This is a genomic window from Corynebacterium sp. HMSC067D03 (genome assembly GCF_001811185.1).
Lineage (GTDB): Bacteria > Actinomycetota > Actinomycetes > Mycobacteriales > Mycobacteriaceae > Corynebacterium > Corynebacterium coyleae.
On record NZ_KV803781.1, the window covers coordinates 58,116 to 73,038 of the forward strand.

At 64.8% G+C, this 14,923-nt stretch carries 14 protein-coding genes; 1 reads left to right on the plus strand and 13 read right to left on the minus strand.

The window, feature by feature from the left end; all coding sequences use genetic code 11:
• Positions 1–17: 17 nt before the first annotated feature.
• The 11 genes from pdxY to HMPREF2785_RS01290 form a co-directional block, all read right to left on the minus strand.
• Positions 18–869, minus strand: a complete 852-nt coding sequence (gene pdxY / locus HMPREF2785_RS01240; RefSeq protein WP_070613979.1) for a pyridoxal kinase PdxY — start codon at positions 867–869, stop codon at positions 18–20.
• A 9-nt stretch (positions 870–878) separates the two neighbouring features.
• Complete coding sequence (locus tag HMPREF2785_RS01245) at positions 879–1,943, minus strand: 2,3-butanediol dehydrogenase (protein WP_070613981.1); 1,065 nt, start codon at positions 1,941–1,943, stop codon at positions 879–881.
• Between the two features lie 30 nt (positions 1,944–1,973).
• Entirely contained in the window at positions 1,974–3,287 is a 1,314-nt protein-coding gene (locus HMPREF2785_RS01250) for a hemolysin family protein (protein WP_070453566.1), read from the minus strand.
• Positions 3,284–3,850: an rRNA maturation RNase YbeY gene (ybeY, locus tag HMPREF2785_RS01255; RefSeq protein WP_070453569.1), complete on the minus strand. Its 567-nt coding sequence runs from the start codon at positions 3,848–3,850 to the stop codon at positions 3,284–3,286. The genes HMPREF2785_RS01250 and ybeY overlap by 4 nt, the downstream gene beginning before the upstream one ends.
• Entirely contained in the window at positions 3,847–4,869 is a 1,023-nt protein-coding gene (locus HMPREF2785_RS01260; RefSeq protein ID WP_070421347.1) for a PhoH family protein, read from the minus strand. Before HMPREF2785_RS01260 ends, ybeY begins: the two co-directional genes overlap by 4 nt.
• Before the next feature lie 11 nt (positions 4,870–4,880).
• The gene (locus HMPREF2785_RS01265) at positions 4,881–5,591 is read right to left on the minus strand and encodes a 16S rRNA (uracil(1498)-N(3))-methyltransferase (protein WP_070613984.1); all 711 of its coding nucleotides are present in this window, start codon (positions 5,589–5,591) and stop codon (positions 4,881–4,883) included.
• The gene (gene dnaJ / locus HMPREF2785_RS01270) at positions 5,588–6,721 is read right to left on the minus strand and encodes a molecular chaperone DnaJ (RefSeq protein WP_070613985.1); all 1,134 of its coding nucleotides are present in this window, start codon (positions 6,719–6,721) and stop codon (positions 5,588–5,590) included. Before dnaJ ends, HMPREF2785_RS01265 begins: the two co-directional genes overlap by 4 nt.
• 10 nt (positions 6,722–6,731) lie before the next feature.
• Positions 6,732–7,748 (minus strand): heat-inducible transcriptional repressor HrcA, encoded by a 1,017-nt coding sequence (gene hrcA / locus HMPREF2785_RS01275; protein WP_070421398.1) that lies wholly within the window; start codon positions 7,746–7,748, stop codon positions 6,732–6,734.
• A gap of 7 nt (positions 7,749–7,755) precedes the next feature.
• Positions 7,756–8,874 carry a radical SAM family heme chaperone HemW gene (gene hemW, locus HMPREF2785_RS01280; RefSeq protein ID WP_210386069.1) on the minus strand — a complete coding sequence of 373 codons (1,119 nt, stop codon included), beginning with the start codon at positions 8,872–8,874 and terminating at the stop codon, positions 7,756–7,758.
• A gap of 24 nt (positions 8,875–8,898) precedes the next feature.
• Positions 8,899–9,567 (minus strand): hypothetical protein, encoded by a 669-nt coding sequence (locus tag HMPREF2785_RS01285; protein WP_070421344.1) that lies wholly within the window; start codon positions 9,565–9,567, stop codon positions 8,899–8,901.
• A gap of 85 nt (positions 9,568–9,652) precedes the next feature.
• Positions 9,653–11,491 carry an AMP-dependent synthetase/ligase gene (locus HMPREF2785_RS01290; RefSeq protein WP_070613987.1) on the minus strand — a complete coding sequence of 613 codons (1,839 nt, stop codon included), beginning with the start codon at positions 11,489–11,491 and terminating at the stop codon, positions 9,653–9,655.
• Here HMPREF2785_RS01290 and malQ point away from each other — a divergent pair.
• Positions 11,490–13,622, plus strand: a complete 2,133-nt coding sequence (gene malQ, locus HMPREF2785_RS01295; protein WP_371440471.1) for a 4-alpha-glucanotransferase — start codon at positions 11,490–11,492, stop codon at positions 13,620–13,622. The two genes, HMPREF2785_RS01290 and malQ, sit on opposite strands and share 2 nt — an antisense overlap.
• Here malQ and HMPREF2785_RS01300 read toward each other — a convergent pair.
• Both HMPREF2785_RS01300 and HMPREF2785_RS01305 read right to left on the minus strand, forming a co-directional pair.
• A complete protein-coding gene (locus tag HMPREF2785_RS01300; RefSeq protein ID WP_070484909.1) occupies positions 13,619–13,891 on the minus strand; it encodes a hypothetical protein in 273 nt (90 codons plus the stop codon). The genes malQ and HMPREF2785_RS01300 overlap by 4 nt on opposite strands.
• Positions 13,892–14,908, minus strand: coding sequence for a trypsin-like serine protease (locus tag HMPREF2785_RS01305; RefSeq protein ID WP_070613989.1), 1,017 nt, complete (start codon positions 14,906–14,908; stop codon positions 13,892–13,894).
• Positions 14,909–14,923 lie beyond the last annotated feature (15 nt).

The window sequence follows — 14,923 nt, forward strand, 5'->3', positions numbered from 1 at the left end:
GGTGTGCCTGAAACCGGTTAGAGGGCTTCGACCTCGAACTGGAGTTGCGGGTTGGCGTAAAACTCCTGGGCCTCGACGAGCTGGAGTTCGTTGGTCTCGGCCTCGAAGGTGAGGCGCAGCATGTCGTAGACCGAGGAGGCGGTCTTTGCCAACGCGTCCTTTGCGTCGTGGCTGCGCACGTAGTGGCCGGTAAACAGCGCTGCAGTAACATCGCCGGAGCCGTTGCGCTTAAACGGCAGGCGCGGGGTGCGCACGATCCACTTGCCGTTGTCGTCCACGGCGATCATCTCAATCGCGTCCTCGGGGGTTTCGGGGCGCTCCACCGAAGTCACCAGCACGGTCGACGGGCCCATCTCGCGCGCGGCGTCCACGGCGGCGAGGGTGGAGTCGAGGTCGGTGACGTCGCGCTCGGTGAGGTAGCCCAACTCGAACTGGTTCGGCGTAATGATGTCCGCCGCCGGCACGATCGTCGAGCGGAACAGCGGCGGGATCGTATCCGCCACGAAGCAGCCCGACTTCGCCGACCCCATCACCGGATCGCACGCATAGAGCGCATCCGGGTTTTCAGCCTTGATGTCGCGCACGGTGCTGACGATCACGTCGGCGATTTCCGGGGAGGCCTGGTAGCCGGTGAGGATGGCGTCGATAAGCGGGAACGCATTGCGGTCGCGGATGCCCTTGAGCACCGCCGCAACGTCGGCGGCCGGAATGATCGGCCCCTCCCACGCACCGTAACCCGTGTGATTGGAGTAGTTTACCGTGTACACCGGCCACACCTCGTGGCCGATGCGCTGCAAAGGAAAGACCGCCGCCGAGTTGCCAACATGGCCAAACGCGACGGCGGACTGGATCGAGAGAATATTGCTCATACGAGCATTTTAGAGCTCCGGCGACACCAGAATCTTCACTGCGGTCTCGTTGCGGTTAATCAGGGTGTCGAAGCCCTCGTCAACAACACCGTCGAAACCGATCTTGCCGGTGATAAACGGCTTCAGATCAATCTTGCCGGACTCCACCAACTTGATGGTCTGCGGGTGATCGTGGGCGTAGCCGATGATGCCGCGGATGGTCAGTTCCTTCATCACGAGCGCGTGGATGTCCAGCTCGGCCTTCTTCGACCAGATGGACTCGACGACCAGGGTGCCCTTGAGCTTCAGGCAGTCGATCAGCTGGTCGAGCACAACGTTGACGGAGGTGCACTCGAATGCGACGTCGACGCCCTTGCCGTCGGTGATCTTTTCGATCTCTGCCTTGAGGTCGGTTGCGCTCGGGTCGATCGCGTAGTCTGCGACACCTGCGTCGAGCGCCTTCTGGCGACGCAGCTCGGAGAGCTCGGAGACGATGACGGTCAGGCCGTATGCCTTCGCCACAGCTGCGGTGAGCACACCGATCGGGCCGGCGCCACCAATGAGGGCGACGTCGCCTTCCTTCGCCTCAGACGCAACGAATGCGTGGTGGGCGACAGACAGCGGCTCGATGAGCGCAGCCTCGTCGAGCGGAACATCGTTGGAAATCGGGTGAACCCAGCGACGCTGCACAGCGATCTTCTCGGAGAGGCCGCCGCCACCACCTGCGAGGCCGATGAAGTTCACGTCCGGGTGGAGGTTGTACGGGCCCGGCTCCTTCGGGTCGACGTCGTCCGGCAGGACGTACGGCTCGACGACAACGTGCTGGCCGACCTCGAGGTCGTCGACACCCTCGCCGAGCGCCGAAACAACACCGGAGAACTCGTGGCCGAGGGTGACCGGCGGCTCCTCACCAGTGATCGGGTGCGGATGGCCAGGCTTCGGGCAGAAGATCGGGCCTTCGAGGTACTCGTGCAGGTCAGTGCCGCAGATGCCGCACCAGGCGACGTCGATGAGCACCTCTCCCTTGCCTGCAACCGGGGCGTCGATTTCCTCGACGCGGATGTCCTTCTGGCCGTAGTAGCGAACTGCTCGCATGGTGGAACTCCTTTCGGTTGGTTACAGGTGCTACGATACCCCGTTTTCGGGTTCCTCGCCGACCGCAACCAGCACGGTCCGGGTCTTGATGCGCCCGCGTCGGTCGCGGCCGCCTTCTGCGGTGTAGCGGATGCCGTCGCGAAGAATGGAGGCGCCGGGAAGGGGCACGCGGCCGAGTTCGTACGACAGCAGGCCGGCGACGGTGTCCACATTGTCGACGACCTCCTCCGAGTACTCCAGCGTGTAGTCGAGGTGGTCGGCGAGGTAGTGCACGAGGTCGTCGAGAGGCAGGCGCGCTTGGACGCGGAAGACGCGCTCGTCGATTTCTTCGATGGGGGCTTCTTCATCCTCGTCGTATTCGTCGGTGATCTCTCCGACGATTTCTTCAAGCAGGTCTTCCATGGTGAGCAGGCCTGCGACGTTGCCGAACTCGTCGATAACCACCGCGATGTGGGTGTTCTGCTGCTGCATCGCGCGCAACAGCAGGTCGAGCGGCTTGGAGTCCGGGATGAACATCGGTTGGCGCATCAACTCGGTCAGTGGCGTGTTCGGGTCGACGGGCGCGCCGCGGTCGGTGAACATGTCTTTGAGGTAGGCGACACCGATGATTTCGTCGACGTTTTCGCCGATGACGGGCACGCGCGAGTGGCCGGAGCGCACCATGAGTGCGGTGGCTTGGCGGGCGAGTTTTTCGCCTTCGATCCACACCATTTCGGGTCGCGGAACCATGACTTGGCGTGCGGTGGTGGAGGCGAGGTCGAAGATGTTTTGGATCATGCGGCCTTCGGTGGTTTCCACCACGCCTTTTTCTTGGGCAACTTCGACCATTTCGCGCAGTTCGATTTCGGTGGCGTATGGCCCGTTGCGGAAGTCTTCGCCGGGATGGAACAGGTTGCCGATCCAGATGAGCAGTTTCGCCACTGGTCCGAGCACGGTGTGGAAGATGTGCAGGCCTTGGGCGGCTTTGAGCGAGATGGTGTACGGGTTGCGTTTGCCGGCGGTGCGTGCGAACACGCCGATGATGGAAAATTGCAGCAGCGTCACGACGATTACCGCCACCGCAATCGCCCACGCATCTGACGCGATGACGTCCATGGCCAGCATCGCCGCTGAGACTGCCGCCATGACATCTAAGACGGTGCGCAGCAGCACGAGGGTGTTGATGTGATTCGCGCGATTATCGACGACGCGCAGCAACGCATCTGCACCCGGCGTCTCATCCTTGACCATGCCTTCCACGCGGGCACGCGAGATGGGGGCCAGGGCAGATTCGACGGAACCGAGCAGGCCGGAGAGCAGTAGCGCAACGACGGTGATCGTTGCGAAGGTGATGGTGAGTGTCACTCGGCGCCCTTCATCAGCTTGTCTAGCTCGTCGCGGTCAGCTGCGGACGGGAAGGCGTGCGGGCCGGTCGGCTTCGGCTGGTATGCCACCCCGCGGCGGGCCAGGTCGTCGTACCAGTCGGCGAGGATCTCGTTTTGCAGCGCGAACATTTCCCGCTCGTCTTTCGGCTCGATGTGGTCGTAGCCGAGCAGGTGCAGCACGCCGTGGACGGTGAGCAGCGCCATTTCGTGGGCGAGGTCGTGGCCGGCCATCTCGGCCTGTTTGCGGTCGTAGGCCGGGCACAGGATGATGTCGCCGAGCATCGCAGGTCCCGGCATGTCGGCGTCGGGCCGTCCCCCACCCGGGGTGAGTTCGTCCATGGGGAAGCTCATCACGTCGGTGGGGCCGTCGAGGTCCATCCAGCGGACGTGGAGGTCGGCCATGGTGGCTTCGTCGACAAGCGTGATGGTTGCTTCGGTGTCGGGGTGGACGTCCATGGTGCGTAGGGCGTAGGAGGCGACGTCGATAAGCATTTGCTCGTTGACTTCCGCCTCGCCGGACTCGTTTAAGACTTCAATGCTCACTGCGCTGCCTCCGCTTCGCGCTCTGCTTCAATCTTCTGCTGCCGCTTTTCGTAGCGCAGCGCGTTCTGGGCATCGTGGTGGTCGTAGGCGGCCACGATGCGGGAAATCAGGTGGTGGCGCACAACGTCGTCGGCGCGCATCTCCTGGAAGGAAATGTCGGGGATGTCGCTCAAGATACGACGCGCCACACGCAGGCCCGAGACGGTGCCGCGCGGCAGATCCACCTGAGAGGTGTCACCCGTAACCACCATCTTTGAGCCAAACCCGAGGCGGGTGAGGAACATCTTCATCTGCGCCCCGGTGGTGTTCTGGGCCTCGTCAAGGATGACAAACGCGTCCGACAGGGTGCGCCCGCGCATGTAGGCCAGGGGCGCGACCTCGATGATGCCGGCCTCGATGAGTTTCGGGATGGCCTCTGGGTCCATCATGTCGCGCAGCGAGTCGTACAGCGGGCGCAGGTACGGGTCGATCTTGTCGGAAAGCGTACCGGGCAAAAAGCCGAGTTTCTCGCCGGCTTCCACGGCGGGGCGCGTCAGGATGATGCGTTTGACCTGCTTGTTCTGCAGCGCCTGCACCGCCTTCGCCACCGCAAGGTACGTCTTGCCGGAGCCGGCAGGCCCGATACCGAAGGTGATCGTGTTCTCGTCGATCGCATCCACATAGCGGCGCTGACCGGCAGTCTTCGGGCGGATCACCTTGCCGCGCCGCGCAATGATCTCCTCGCCGAGGATGTCCGCGACCGAGCCGGGGGCTTCCATCTCCATGAGTTTCACCGCCTCCACGACGGTGTCAGGGCGAAGTGGCACCCCGCGTCGCGCCATGGACTCCAGCTCCTCCACCACGCGCAGCGCGTGCGCCACGTGGGCGGCCGTGCCGCGCACCGACAAGGTGGTGCCGCGGGCGTGGAAACTCACGTCCAGATAGCGGTCCAGTAGTTGGAGGTTGTTGTCGTTGATGCCGAGGACGGATTGTGCGTACGCCGAGTCGAGTTCGACCTTGCGCGTCACCATTTCTTCCATGTGCGTTTACCCTACCAGCGGTTTGTCAGCGCGCCGATCGCGCTGAGCGCCGCGAACGCTGCTGTTGCGGTGCGCAGGACTTCGGGGCCGAGTTTCACGGCGTTCGCGCCGAGCAGTTCGAGTTCGTCTTGCCCGATGCCACCTTCGGGGCCAACGATGAGCCAGATGTCCTCGCCGAAGGTGACCTCACGCAGCGCTACGGTGGCGTCTTCATGCAACACGAGCGCGTGACGCTCGTCCCTCGCATCACGCAGTATTTCGGACAACTGGTTCGTGGTCACCGGCTCGTGGATCTCGGGCACCCACGCGCGGCGCGCCTGCTTCGCGCTCGCCAGCGCTTGCGAGCGCCACTTTTCCACCTGCTTCGCCTGCTTGTTCGCCGGCCAGCGCGCAATCGTGCGGTGCGAAATCCACGGCACGATTCGATCCGCCCCGCCCTGCACGGCGAGGTCGACGGCGAGTTCGGCGCGCTCGCTTTTCGGGATCGCCTGCACGACCGTCACGCGCGGCGTGGGGCGCTCCACGAACTCATGCTTATCGACGACCCCCTCAACCCTTGAGGCATCCACCCGCGTGACGGTGACTTCCGCCTGGTTGCCGGTGCCGTCGAAAAGCATGATGCGCTCCCCCGGCTGGATGCGCTTGACGTGGGCGTGTTTGGCCTCGGGGCCTTCGATGATGCCGGAGGTGGGGTCGTCGCTAAGAAAATAGGGCAGGCTCATCGGCGGAAACGATCACGCATCCGGGAGAAGAAACCATCACCGTGTTCGCCGCCCTCGGAGTGGACCTGAGGGTCCTCCGGGTGGCCGGCACGCAGGTCCTCAAGGGCTGCGCGCTCCTCGTTGGACAGCGCGGTGGGCACAGTGACCTCGATATGGGCGATCATGTCGCCGGCCCCCTCCTGGCGCAGGCGCGGCATGCCCTCGCCGGAAAGCACGACGCGGTCGTCCGGCTGGGTGCCGGCGGGCACCTCGATGCGGGTCTCATCGCCCGTGAGATTCTCCACGGTGAGCTCGGTGCCCAGCGCCGCGTCATACATGGGCACAGTCAGGCGCAGGTGCAAGTCGTTGTTGTCGCGCACGAACACCGGGTGCGGCTCGACGTGCACCTCGACGTACAGGTCGCCGGCGGGACCGCCGCCGTGGCCGACCTCGCCCTGGTCCGCCATGCGGATGCGCATACCGTTATTGATGCCGGCCGGGATGTTGACCACCAGGTCGCGGGTGGCGCGCACGCGGCCGTCGCCGGCGCACTGGGCGCACGGGTCGGTGATCACTTCGCCGAAGCCGTGGCACTTGGGGCACTCGCGGGTGGTCATCACATTGCCCAGGAAAGACTGCTGCATCTCCTGGACCGCGCCGTGGCCCTGGCACACGTCACAGGTGACCGGCTTAGCCCCTGACTTGGAGCCCGAGCCGTGGCACTTGTCGCACAGCACCGCCGTATCGACGGTGACGTCCTGCTTCACGCCTGTGAACGCCTCCGCGAGCGAGATCGAGGTGCGCAGCAGCGCGTCGTTGCCCGGCTGCACGCGCGAGCGCGGCTGGCGAGCACCACCGCCACCGCCGAAGAATGCCTCGAAGATGTCGCCGAGGCCACCGCCGCCGAAACCGGCGCCGCCCATGCCGCCGCCGGCCTCCATCGGGTCGCCGCCGCGGTCCACGATGGAACGCTTCTGCGGATCCAGCAGCACCTCTTGGGCTGCTGCGATCTCCGCGAACTTCTCGGCAGCTTCCTCGGACGGGTTCACGTCCGGGTGGTATTTGCGTGCGAGCTTGCGGTACGCCCGTTTAATTTCCTGCTCGGTGGCGTCCTTGTCCACGCCGAGGATGCCGTAGTAATCGCGAGCCATATCTTCCCTTCTATTCACCCCGCAGTGTGCGGCTGATGTAACGAGCCACGGTGGCAACCTTCTGCATGGTACCGGGGTAGTCCATGTGGGTTGGACCGACTACCCCGAGGCCGCCGAGTGCTGCATCGCCTGCCCCGTACGCTGTTGTAACAATTGAGGCGCTGGATAATTCCTCGTCTTCGTTTTCGCGGCCGATGCGCACGGAGACACGTTCGAGTTCTTGGGCGCCGGCGAGCAGTTTCAGTACGACAACTTGCTGCTCGAGGGCGTCGATGACGTCCTGGAGGCCGCCGGAGGGCACGAGCAGGTTTGAGGAGCCTGCGATGATGAGGCGGTCGGGGGCGGCGTCGACAAGTGTGGTGATGAGCACTTCGGCGGCGCGCGTGGTGGGTTCGGTCAGGTGCGGCGGGGCGCTGACCGCCACGCCGGCGAGTGAGGCGGAGGCGTCGCGCATGTTCTTGCCCACAAGTGCGTCGTTGAGGATGTCGCGAAGGATGCGCACGCCGTCGTCGCCAATTGGCGCGGCGAGATCAACGTTGCGTTGGTCGACGCGCCCGGCGTCGGTGATGAGCACGAGCAGCAGGCGCGTTGGTGTGAGTTCGACAACCTCACAGTGTTTCACGCGCGAGGCGGACAGGTTCGGCAGTTGCACCACGGCGGCTTGGTGGGTCAGTTGGGAAAGCAGTTGGACGGAGCGGCGCAGCACGTCTTCGAGGTCCACCCCGTCTTCGAGGAAGTCCAAAATCGCGTGGCGCTCGGCGGCGGACAGTGGTTTGACGTCGTGGAGCGCGTCGACAAACTTGCGGTAGCCGGCCTCGGTGGGGATGCGCCCGGACGAGGCGTGCGTCTGCGAGATGTAGCCCTGCTGCTCAAGCACCGCCATGTCGTTGCGGATCGTCGCCGACGACACCCCCATGTTGTGCCGCTCCACCAGTGCTTTGGATCCGACGGGTTCTTGGCTGGCGATGTAGTCCGCCACGATCGCCCGCAGCACCTTTTGGCGCCGCTCGTCTGCTGCGCTCATGATCGCCTCCTTACTCGGCTGCCAGGATATCGGTGATGATGCCGTCTGCAAGCAGTCTGCCGGTATCAGTCACGCGCAAGCGCTCTCCCCGCTCTAGGAGCCCCGCGCGCACATGCTTATCGACGACCCCACGCGCCCGATCCCCAACCCACCCGGCCGGAATCCCCTCACGCAGGCGAAGCCCGAGCATGATCGCCTCCATGTGGGCTTCGTCTGCGGTGATGGTTTCGGTGTCCTGGATGGGCAGGGTGTCGTCGCCAAGCAATTGTGCGTAGCGCTCGGGGCGCTTGACGTTGTAGAAGCGCTCGCCGTCAATGAAGCTGTGCGCGCCGGGGCCTGCGCCCCACCAATTCTGGTTGTGCCAGTAGATGAGGTTGTGGCGGCACTCGCCGCCGGGTTTGGACCAGTTGGAGACCTCGTACCAGTCGTATCCGTTGCCCTCCAGTGTTGCGGCGATGATCTCGTAGCGGTCCGCGTAGACGTCCTCTTGTGGCGCGGGCAGTTCGCCGCGGCGGATCTTGCGGGCCATGGCGGTGCCATCTTCCACGATCAGTGAATAGGCGCTGACGTGGTCGACGCCGGTTGCCAGGATGGCGTCGAGGGTGCGGCGCACGTCGTCGTCGGTTTCGGTGGGCGTGCCGTAGATCATGTCCAGGTTCACGTGCTCGAACCCGGCGGAAAGTGCCTCGCGGGCGGCGGCGACGGCGCGGCCCGGGGTGTGCTGGCGGTCCAGGACTTTGAGCACCGGCGTTGAGGCGGACTGCATGCCGAGGGAGACGCGGGTGAAACCGGCGTCGAGCAGGCCCGCGAAGTAGTCGGGGCGGGTGGATTCCGGGTTGGACTCGGTGGTGATCTCCGCGCCTGCCGCGATGCCGAACGTGTTGCGGATGGCGTCCAAGATGCGGCCCAGCCCGTCCGCGCCGAGCAGGGACGGGGTGCCGCCGCCGATGAACACGGTCTGGGCTTGAGGCAGCCCCCGGGCAGCCGCGAGTTCGAGTTCGCGTTCAAGCGCGTCGAGGTACTGCGCGTGCGAGGAATCCACCTCGGTGGGCGTATACGTGTTGAAGTCGCAGTAGCCGCAGCGCGTCGCACAAAACGGCACGTGGATATACACGCCGAAGGAATCCATCACGGAACCCACCACGGTCCCCACCTAAGCCCCGCGCAGGGAACGCTTCGCCGCCACCTTCGCCACAATGCGGTCGATGCGGGCGCGCTCCTCCAAAAACTCCGGCGGGTTGGATCCGCGCATCGTGCGCACGAACGCCGGGTGGTCCAAGCAGACGGTTTCGACCCAGCCGATCACGGCTTCCTCGACGATCTCACCGACCCGCGCGTACAGGTGCGGAAGCGACACCACGCCGAGTTCGCGGGCGACCATGTCAGTCTGCTCGAGGGTGAAGGAGACGATCTCCTCCAAGTGCTGCACCACCAGTTCGGTGCGGCCGACGAGCGCGTCGTGCATCGTCTGCACCGAAAATGGTGCTTGCAGCGGGAAGAGGTCTTTGAGGCCGGCGGCGTCGAGAAGTTCAGGCTGCGGGATGCGCTCCTCTGGGCGCACCCCCACCGACAGGTAGCCTGCGGCGCGGCCCGAGGTCAGCGCTTGGCGCAGGCCGATTAACTCGGCGACGATGCGGCGGGCGTCCTGGCGGGCGTCGTCGACAATCTCCTCGAACTCTGCCAGGCAATCTTCAGTGAGCTCACCGTCATAGTCCGCAATCGACTCGGCGACGTGCTCGATGTACTCCGCAACCTCGTCGCCGATGTTGTAAATCTCCTGGGTAAGTTCACGGTGACGCAGCACGGCTGCAGTTTTGTGCACGGCGTGAACCCCCTTAAAACGAACTGTGGAAGTGACAAACTGGGATGCTATGCCACACCGTGAGCCGATGAGGGTAGGCGCGCCGTTAACGCTGATACAGCTTGTCGATGTCCTCCTGGAAGCGCTGGAACACCACATTGCGCTTCACCTTCATCGTCGGCGTCATCTCGTCGTGCTGCTCCGACAGGTCGCGATCCAGGATGCGGAACTTCTTAATCGCCTCCGCGCGCGAGACGGTCGCGTTGGCCATGTTCACCGCGTCTTGCACCTCGGCGCGCAACGCCGGGTCCTGCGCCAGATCCGACACCTTCTTGTTCGCCGGGATGTTGTGGTTCGCCTTCCAGCGCTTCAGTTCCTCCTCGTCGAGGGTGACCAAAACGCCGACGAACGGTTTGCCGTCGCCGACCACCAACGCGTTAGAGATCAGCGGGTCCTGGCGGATGATCTCCTCCAGCGGGCCCGGGGAGATGTTCTTGCCGCCGGCGGTGACGATGAGGTCCTTCTTGCGGCCGGTGATGGACACGAAGCCGTCCTCGTCGACCTCGCCAAGATCGCCGGTGTTGAACCAGCCGTCCGTGAGCGCTTCCTCGGTTGCGGCCGGGTTGCGCCAGTACTGGGAGAACACGCCGGGGCCTTTGAATTCGATCTCGCCGTCGTCGTTAATCCGCACCGAGTAGCCATTGACCGGGCGGCCAACGGTGCCGATCTTGTTGCTGTGCGCGTTGTTCACACACGCCGCCGCACACGTTTCGGTCAGGCCGTAGCCCTCGTAGATCGGCACACCCATGCCGCGGAAGAAGTGCGACAGGTCCGCGCTCATCGCCGACCCGCCGGTGATGCCGTACCAGACGGAACCACCCATGGCCTCCTTGATCTTGGCGTAGACCAGTTTGTCGTAGAGCTTCACCTTCGCCTTTTGCACGCGCGACGGGCCGTCCGGCGTATCCAGCGCCTTGGAGTACTCAATCGCGGCCTTTTCGGCCTCCAAGAAGACACGTTTGCCAATCGCGGAGCCATCCGCGGCCTTGTTGTAGGCACCCTCACGCACCTTTTCAAACACGCGCGGCACGCCGATGACCAGGTTGGGGCGTGCGCGCTGCAGCTCCACGGTCAACGTCGAAGTATCCGACCAGTGCGACTGGGTCGCGCCCGAGATCGTCCACGCCAGCGCCACCGCGCGCGCCAGCACGTGCGCCAACGGCAAAAACGTCACCATGCGCTGGCCCGGGAAGGACACGGAGCCGATTTCGTTTTCCAGCAGCGCCCACGCCTGGTACGCCCAGTTGCCGTGGGTGATCTCCACACCTTTGGGGCGGCCGGTGGTGCCGGAGGTGTACACGATGGAGCCCAGATCGGGGTGGCGGGTGGCGGCAACGCGGTCGTCGATAAGCGACTGCTCCACCTCGCGGCCCTCAAACTTGATCTGCTCCACGGCGGCCGAGTTAAACTCGTAGATGCGCTGCAACTGCGAGGTCGAGTCGGCCATGCGCGGGGTGCCGTCCTCGCCGAGGAGGAACGGGCTCATGAGCATCGTGTGGTCGCGCGTTTCCGTGAACGCGATTTTCGCGCCGGAGTCCTCGAGGATCCACTGGATTTGGTGCATCGAGGACGACGGGTAGATTGGCACGGATGCGGCGCCGGCGGCCCAGATGGCGAAGTCGAGCAGCGCCCACTCGTAGCGCGTGCTGGACAGGATGGCCACGCGGTCGCCGGGCTCGATACCTGCGGCAATCAGCCCCTTGGCCACGTCGTAGACCTCTTGCAGGAACTCCCCTGCCGTGACCGAGATCCATTCGTAGTTGCGGGGCCGCGAGAACAGCACGAGGTGCGGGTGCTTCTCGCACATTTCGATGAGTCGGCTCAGGCACGTCTCCGTGTCGTTGAGGGTGAATCCAAGTTCCGTCGTGTGCGAAGTCGATGGCATGGTGTTCAACCCTACCGCCGTTTTGGCAGAATGCGGAAGCGTGACCAACGTGGAACTGCTGCACGCCCTTGCCGAGTCCTATGGCTTCGGCACCTCCTACCGCGCGACTGACGGGAAGATGGTGTCGCCGCCGCCGGCGTCGTTTGTTGCGTTGTTGCGGGCGTTGGGGCTTTCGCTTGACGACGACCCCACCGACGAGGAACTCCACTTCCACCTCGACGCCCGGCGCGAACACTGGGCCACGCGCCCGTTGCCGCCGACGGTGGTGGCCACGGAGGGCCGCGAGCAGCATTTCAACGTGCACGTCCACGACGGGCACCCGGCGCATTGTTGGATCCGGCTGGAGGATGGTTCCTCGCGGGAGTGCTACCAGGATGAGAATTGGGCGCCGCCGCATACGGCTTCGGACGGTGTGGTGTGGGGCGAGGCGACGTTCCATACGCCTGGGGATCTGCCGCCGGGCTGGCACGAGCTGCACTTGGAGTCGGACAATTTTGATGCGGTATGCACGTTGCTCGTGGTGCCCGATTGCTTGTCGACGAACTCCCGTGTCGTCCAGCACCCCGTCTGGGGCGTGATGGCGCAGTTGTATTCGGTGCGCTCGGCTGCCTCGTGGGGGTTGGGCGATTTTGGGGATCTGGCGTTGCTCGCGGAGACGGTCGCCGCGCAGGGGGCCGATTATCTGCTGATCAACCCGGTGCACGCCGCCCAGCCGGTGCCGCCGGTGGAGGATTCGCCATATTTGCCCACCTCGCGCCGGTTTATCAACCCGCTCTACATCGCGGTGGAGCAGGTGCCGGAGTTCGAGCTGGTCGATGGTGATCTTCGTGCAGCGATCGCCGAATTGGCCGCGCCGTTGAAGGCCTTGAATACCTCGCCGGCGCCGCTGGATCGCGACCGGGTGTTCGCCGCGAAGTTGGCGGCGCTGCGCGAGCTGTTCTGGGCCTCGCAGGCCGATGCCGCGCGCACCCACGACTTTGAGCTGTTCTGTCTGGACGAGGGCGAGGGCCTGCGCGAGTTTGCCACCTGGTGTGCTGCGCAGGCCGCCGAGTCAGAGCACGAAGGTGCGCAGAAGCACGCCGGCGACGACGTCGAGGATCTGGTGCAGTTCTACATGTGGCTGCAGTTCATCGCCGACGAGCAGCTGCGCCTCGCCCAGGAGCGCGCGACAGCGGCCGGGATGTCGATCGGCATCATGACGGACCTTGCGGTGGGCATCCACCCTGGCGGCGCGGACGCGGCGACACTGCGCGAGGTGTTGGTGTCCGATGCGTCGGTGGGAGCTCCCCCGGACCAGTACTCGCAAAAAGGCCAAGACTGGTCGCAGCCGCCGTGGAACCCGCAGCAACTCGCCGAGTCCGGCTACGGGCCGTGGCGCGACCTGCTGCGCACAGCGCTGCGCCACAGTGGCGGCATCCGCGTCGACCACGTGCTCGGACTGTTCCGCCTGTTTTGGGTGCCACGCGCTGGCACACCCGCTGGCGGGGTGTACATGAACTACGACTTTGAGGCCATGGTGGGCACCCTCGTGTTGGAGGCGCAGCGCGCCGGGGCAGTCGTCGTCGGCGAGGACTTAGGCACGTTCGAGCCGTGGGTGCAGGACTTCCTTCGCGACAAGGGCATTTTGGGCACCTCGGTGCTGTGGTTCGAATCCATCCCGCCGGGCGTGCCGCGCCCCTCGCAGCAGTACCGCCACCTGGCGCTTACGGCTGTGGGCACGCACGACCTGCCGCCCACCGCTGGCTACCTCAAGGGTGCACACAACGAATTGCGCCATGAGCTCGGGCTTGTCGACGACCCCGTGGAGCACCTCAACGCCACCGACCGCATCTGGATCGACCAGGTGCTTGGCCTCGCGCGGGAGGAAGGTGCGCTTACCGGCGACGACGATAAGGCACTGATCACGGGACTGACTCGCTTCGTCGCCTCCACCCCATCGGCGATGACGTGTACGAACCTGGTGGACATGGTAGGCGACGAGCGCATTCAAAACCAGCCCGGCACCAACGGCGAGCAGTACACCAACTGGCGCATGCCGCTTTGCGACGCCACCGGCACCCCCGTGCTCATCGAACACCTACCGGAGATGGAGTTGTTTAAGGCGGTGGCGGAGGCGTCGATACGCAACTAAAGCGCGCCGATCACCGCAGCAACAATGACAAGAGCGATGAGCACCCACATTGCTTGGGTCACCCGCGACTGCGGGTACTTACGCTGCGGCTTGGGCAGCTGTTGATCCTGCTTGCGCAGCTCTTCAGGGTTGGCCATGGTGCCCAAGCCTAGACCGAGCCGGTCGACGACCCAAAGCAGCACATAGGACACCGCCACGCACGCCGGCAGCGCCAGCACCACAATCAGCGGCACCTGCAACCACGGGCTCAACCCCATTAACCAGCCCATTTAGACCGCTTTCAACGCCATCATCACGATCGGGCTCACCGCGGCAACAACCACCAAAATGCCGATAATGATCCCGATAACTTGCGACGCCGACGGGCCCGACGGCGCCTGCTCCACCGCCTTCTGCCTTGGTGCCACCGTCGGCACACTCGTCGGCGTCGCGGCACCAGACTCAAACGTCGCCTGCGCAGGCGTCCTTCGCGGCACCAAGGTCGGTGTCAACGTGATCGTGCCACCCGGCGGGTTGGTGATCGTCGTGGAGTAGCGCAGCGAATACTGGTACTCCAAAAAGTCGTCGACCTGCTCCTCCCCGTACACCGGGCCACTGTCGAGCGAACTGGCGCGCTGGAACCCAATCAACTGATGGTTATCCTCGCCCGCGACATAGTTCGCGCCCGAGATCACCCCCACCAGGCCGCGGCCCGGGATGTACACCGGCCCACCGGAGTCACCTGGCACCGGCATCTTCGGCGCGTCGAAGTACGTGGTGTTTTCAACCGTGCCGACGAACTTGCCGCACGTCGAGGCATCCGAGCGCCCATGGGTGGAGTACCCGCGGAAGCAGATCGTGTCGGTGCTGCTGATCTTTTCCACCGGCACAACCGTCCCGCCATACGGGTTGCCGCCAACACGAACGTCTTCGAACCAGTAGATCACCGCCCAGTCGTTGGCGGACGTCTTCGGCGAATACGCCCGCGCGGGGAAGATCAACCCTGCGGGCTCGTCGATTTGTTTGCCGGCGCTATCTGCAAGGTAGACCAGCGCGCCCTGGGGGAAGTACTGCTCGTTTTGCACCACGCAGTGGGCGGCGGTGTAACTGCGACGGTGCTCGACGTCGTTGAAGCCAAGCGTGCAGGCGGTGAGGCGGTCCGAGCCTAAATTATCGACGAAAATCCGCCCACCCTGCGCCGCATTCAACGCAGGCGAAGCAGGCGCGACTGCAGGAACCACCGACGCCGCAAGCGTCGTGGCAACCACCGCAGCCGCGCACCAATGCTTCACACTTCCGCGGGACATGCCGCCAGCGTAGCG

Bases quoted from the DNA above. Each gene is read 5' to 3' on its own strand.
- pdxY (WP_070613979.1), bottom strand. From the start codon at position 869: ATGAGCAATATTCTCTCGATCCAGTCCGCCGTCGCGTTTGGCCATGTT.
- HMPREF2785_RS01245 (WP_070613981.1), bottom strand. From the start codon at position 1,943: ATGCGAGCAGTTCGCTACTACGGCCAGAAGGACATCCGCGTCGAGGAA.
- HMPREF2785_RS01260 (WP_070421347.1), bottom strand. From the start codon at position 4,869: ATGGAAGAAATGGTGACGCGCAAGGTCGAACTCGACTCGGCGTACGCA.
- HMPREF2785_RS01265 (WP_070613984.1), bottom strand. From the start codon at position 5,591: ATGAGCCTGCCCTATTTTCTTAGCGACGACCCCACCTCCGGCATCATC.
- dnaJ (WP_070613985.1), bottom strand. From the start codon at position 6,721: ATGGCTCGCGATTACTACGGCATCCTCGGCGTGGACAAGGACGCCACC.
- hemW (WP_210386069.1), bottom strand. From the start codon at position 8,874: ATGGATTCCTTCGGCGTGTATATCCACGTGCCGTTTTGTGCGACGCGC.
- malQ (WP_371440471.1), top strand. From the start codon at position 11,490: ATGGTGTTCAACCCTACCGCCGTTTTGGCAGAATGCGGAAGCGTGACC.
- HMPREF2785_RS01290 (WP_070613987.1), bottom strand. From the start codon at position 11,491: ATGCCATCGACTTCGCACACGACGGAACTTGGATTCACCCTCAACGAC.
- HMPREF2785_RS01300 (WP_070484909.1), bottom strand. From the start codon at position 13,891: ATGGGCTGGTTAATGGGGTTGAGCCCGTGGTTGCAGGTGCCGCTGATT.
- HMPREF2785_RS01305 (WP_070613989.1), bottom strand. From the start codon at position 14,908: ATGTCCCGCGGAAGTGTGAAGCATTGGTGCGCGGCTGCGGTGGTTGCC.